Raw genomic sequence first — 4,157 nt, 5'->3', positions numbered from 1 at the left:
GCACGACGCATGGGTCGCGAGGTTCTGAGCGACCACGTGTTCATCGCCTCATCCGGAATGGCTTTCCTGGCCTTGTTCGCCCTGCTGCCCACGCTGACGGCATTGATCTCCGTCTATGGCCTCGTGACGTCACCGGCGCAGCTCTCGCACCAGTTGCAGTCCCTGTCTTCCATGGCGCCACCCAGCGTGGTGCACGCGCTGCACAGCGACATGAACGCCATCGTGCGTGCTTCCGGACTCAAGCTCGGATTCAGCATTGTGTTGAGCATCATTGCTGCCGTATGGGTGGCTGTGCGCGGCGTACTCGGCATCATCAGCGCACTCAACATTGTCTACGAAGAAGAAGAGAAACGCAGCTGGACGGCACTGTTCGGCACGGCACTGGCACTGGCACTCGGGGCGCTGGTCTTCTGGCTGCTGGCGCTCGCCATGATCGTCGGCGCGCCGTTGGTGATCCACCAGATGTCATCAAATTCCACCATGCTGTACGTGTTCGCGCTGGTCGCGCGCTGGCTGGTCATCGCCATCACCGCCCTGGTCAGCATGACGATGCTGTACCGCTTCGGCCCCAGCCACTCGCAGCCGCGCTGGGAGTGGGTGAGCGCGGGTTCCGTGTTCAGCACTGCGCTATGGCTCGCCGCATCGGCAAGCATGTCACTGTACATCTCCCACGTGGGTCAATTCGGCAACGTTTACGGCTCGCTGGGTATGGTCATGGTGGTGATGACATGGTTCTTCCTGACTGCCTTGGTGTTCCTGCTCGGTGCCGAATTCAATATCGAGATGGAGCGCCAGACCAACGCACGCATCCGCGACTGAGCGGTGCCCTGGTCATGCAAAACGGGCACGTGGAATGCAGATTGCAGCAAGCGCTGTGCCGTGACAGCCATGGCTGTCCACCCGTCGTTGCGTTGATGATACGTAGCGGCGCTGTAACTCAGCGCCTGCAGCGGCAGGGTCATCCCCCCGCTTTCAGCGGGCGCCAAAAGTGGAGCCAAGCGTCGGCGTACCTTTTCTTCAGACGCCGGTTCTGGTCCTGCAGCGCCTTGCGCTGGGACATCAGCGATGCATCCATGCCGCCAAACGTGCTGCGCCACTTGTAGAACGTCGCCGAGCTGATGCCATGCTCCCGGCACAGTTACGGCACGGGGCTGCTGGCCTCGGCCTGCTTGAGCACGGCCAGAATCTGGCTGGCGGTACATCCGGACTTTTTCATGCAACCTCCTCGGCAAAGTCTGCGAGAAAATTCCATTTTTGGTGTCACTTGAGAACGCGGGGTTACCACGGCGCCAGATAGCGGATGTGCCGTTGTCCGGGCTGGAAGGCGTCCAACTGGAAGCGCCAGGTGCTGTCCGGCCAGTGGTAGCTGACGCTGCCCAGATCGGGGCGCAGCGCGGCGGTGTACAGCGTGCCGAAGCCACGCTCAAACGCCAGTGAGTACAACGGCGGCTTGAGAAAGGCACCGATGAAGCTGGCTTCGCTTTCCGGATGCAGGCTGAGACGTTGCAACAGGAAGCGCTCGCGACGCACGGACGCGGTCATGCGCTCGTGGCCGGCCCAGTCGACCCGTCCCTGGTGGTTGGTGGCGACTGCAGCGTGGGTGATTTCGGCGGGCTTGTCGGGGGCCATGTAGACGGTCGCGTGACGTTGCTGCGCGTCCAGCACGGTGACGTTGTAGGCCATGTGCGTGGGGATGCGCGCCAGGGCCAGCGCGGCCTCTTCGGTGGTGCCACAGGTTTCCAGGACGTAGCGCAGGATGATCGGCACGCCGAACCCCTCGCCAACCACGCGGCGCCCGCCAAACGTCAGTGACATCGCCAATCCGGCGTCGTTGATGCCATCGAGCAGACCGATGCCGCAATCGCTGGTACCAAGCACGCGGCGCGGGCCCCAGTGCGTGCGCAACACCAGCGCGTCGAACGCACCCGGGTGGTAATCGTAATTGCGCACCAGCAGCGGCGAGGTGCCCGGCCACACGGCCTGCGAGCAGCCGCTGAAATAGGCCGGCGGGCAGTACAGGCTGAGAAATCGCGCTTCAAGGTCGCCGCCACCCGCAGCTTCCACGCAACGCTCCCACAGCGGCAGTATCTGCGGCATGTGTTCGCGCAGGGCCAGACGCGACTCCAGAAAGGTCGCGCGATTCTCCATGCCCTCGCGCAAAAACCATTGGCGGTAGAGCGGCCAAAGTGCGCGGAACCACGGCCCCCAGTTTTCACCCGCATGATCGTCCAGGGCGCTGAACAACAGATCCATACGCGGCGCCGACTCCCGTTTGAGTTATTCGTGGACCCGCGCGATGACCGCACGGGACGAGCCGCACAGCGACGATCGGCAAGCCCTGGACGCCCAAGTCTGGCATCCAGAAGCAGCACCGAGTATGCCGCGCCGGTATGGGTTCTCGCAGACTTTCGCCATTGAGGTCGTCGCAAGGACGAGAACAGATTGAACGCAAAGCCGCATGGATTCAACGGACACGTGGGGACACGCTGGGTCCATGGGTCGTGCGCACTACAGCATCTTGAACTGGTGTTCGGCCAGGTCAGGTGGCGCAGCCTCGGTCAGGGCACGGCCCTTGAAGTGCCTGCGCATGCCCTTGATCCATTTCTTCGACCGTTCGGTGAGAGCGAATTTGTCGTCCATGGCGCGCCCACGCGTGACCAGGATACCCAGATCGGCCCCTTCGTAACGGTAATCGCCGGGCTTGAGGATGCGCAGGAAAAAAGCCTCGCGCTCACTCTCCACTGCGCGACGGTGATAGTCGAAGCGCGAGTATTCGACGCTGCCATCATCGTGCATGCGCCAGATGCCGCTACGCGGCGCCTCTGTGATCATGTCGATACTGTCGTCGGTGTGCTTGACCACCATCTGGCACCAGTCGTCGATGTTGTCCTTGTCGGCCCAACGTTCGTTCAGTTCGTCGATGTCCAGCTCGAAGGGGATCCCGGAGAACTCCAGCAGATGGAACAGGAACAGCGGTGCGTCGGCGTGCGCGAAGGCGGCGTGGTTGGTCATGGAGCTGGCGCCAGTGATGCGCGGGTTCAGCTCGCCCAGGTAGATTTCCCTGCTGCGCTGATCGATCAGGAAATCCAGCTCGAAATAGCCGCGATAACCTTCCTTGCGCAACTGCTCGCCGAACCGATAGGTGTATTCGCGTGCCTTTTCGCGGGTTTTGCGCGAGAACGCATTGGCGAAAATCTCGTTGCCGCACCAGCCGCCGCGATACGGGGTCAGCGACGGGAAGCCCACCAGTTCGGTCATCAGCGGGCCGACGATGGTGCCGCGCTTGGTGGCGCAGGCCTCGATGGCCGAACCGCGGCAATTGATTCGCTTCATGATCTTGATCTCACCGGCATCGACGATGTCGTGCTGGTGCTTGCGGAAATCCGCCTCGGACTTGATGAAGAACGTGGTATGCCCGGAGTCGCCGTAGGCCGACTGCAACACCAGGTCGCGGCCCAGCCCGGAAGCTTCGGCAATTTCCATCAAGGTCTTGAAGTCAGGCACCTCGGCCAGGGTGTTGGGCACGCTGGGGACACCGGCCTTGTCGCCGATGCGTACGGTCTCGATCTTGTTGTCTACCCGGTTGCGCAGGCTGGCCTTGGGGAACCACACCTCGGCGCCCAGTTCCTTGGCCAGAGCCTCGGTACGTTCGTCGAACATCAGGAACACCAGGCGCGGCTTGCCGCCGCGATCTTCGATCAGGTCGACGACCTGCTTGTGTTCAAGCAGATAGTTGTTGATGTCCTCGATCGACTGGAATTCGGCATGCGGATGTTCGTCCGGGCAGAACACGTTGGGGTGAGCGCCGTCGTAGCAATCGATGTAATTGATGTACTTGAAATTCTTCACCCACTCATCCAGTCCGAGCAGGTTGAAGTTGGTGGCGCTGACGAAATAGATGGGCTCTTCATTGCGGTGGAAGAAGCGGCGGATCTCGGACAGGTTTTTCAATTTCTTGCGGCGGGTTGCCATGGGCTTTCCTCCTGGGTCTGTGGCGCGGGCGCGGGGGATCAATCCCCGGCGCTGGCGAGGGCCTGCTCAGTGAATACGCGCAAGCCAAGATCGGGCCGGTAGCCGTGGATCTCGGTGACGTCGAGAGCACGCATGAACAGCAAGATTTCCTTGGATACGATCTGGCCCGGCACCAGGATCGGAAA

General features: G+C 61.9%; 3 protein-coding genes and 1 pseudogene. 1 reads left to right on the top strand and 3 read right to left on the bottom strand.

Features of this window, described 5'->3' with window-relative positions; translation table 11 throughout:
• The coding region (locus tag PF446_RS14150) for a YihY/virulence factor BrkB family protein (RefSeq protein ID WP_298072712.1) at positions 1-819 on the top strand (819 nt) is incomplete at its 5' end.
• 181 nt (positions 820-1,000) lie between these two features.
• Here PF446_RS14150 and PF446_RS14145 read toward each other — a convergent pair.
• The 3 genes and pseudogenes from PF446_RS14145 to PF446_RS14135 all read right to left on the bottom strand — a co-directional run.
• Positions 1,001-1,216, bottom strand: a pseudogene (locus PF446_RS14145) (transposase); the annotation flags it as partial.
• A gap of 62 nt (positions 1,217-1,278) precedes the next feature.
• Positions 1,279-2,253, bottom strand: a complete 975-nt coding sequence (locus PF446_RS14140) for a C45 family peptidase (RefSeq protein WP_298072711.1) — start codon at positions 2,251-2,253, stop codon at positions 1,279-1,281.
• Positions 2,254-2,508: 255 nt separating this feature from the next.
• Positions 2,509-3,972, bottom strand: a complete 1,464-nt coding sequence (locus PF446_RS14135; protein WP_298072709.1) for a biotin carboxylase — start codon at positions 3,970-3,972, stop codon at positions 2,509-2,511.
• Positions 3,973-4,157: the final 185 nt, after the last annotated feature.

The sequence above is a fragment of the Oleiagrimonas sp. genome, from assembly GCF_027858935.1.
Classification (GTDB): Bacteria; Pseudomonadota; Gammaproteobacteria; order Xanthomonadales; family Rhodanobacteraceae; genus Oleiagrimonas.
Note: the sequence above shows the minus strand (reverse complement) of the source record. Positions and strands in the feature narration are given on the sequence as shown.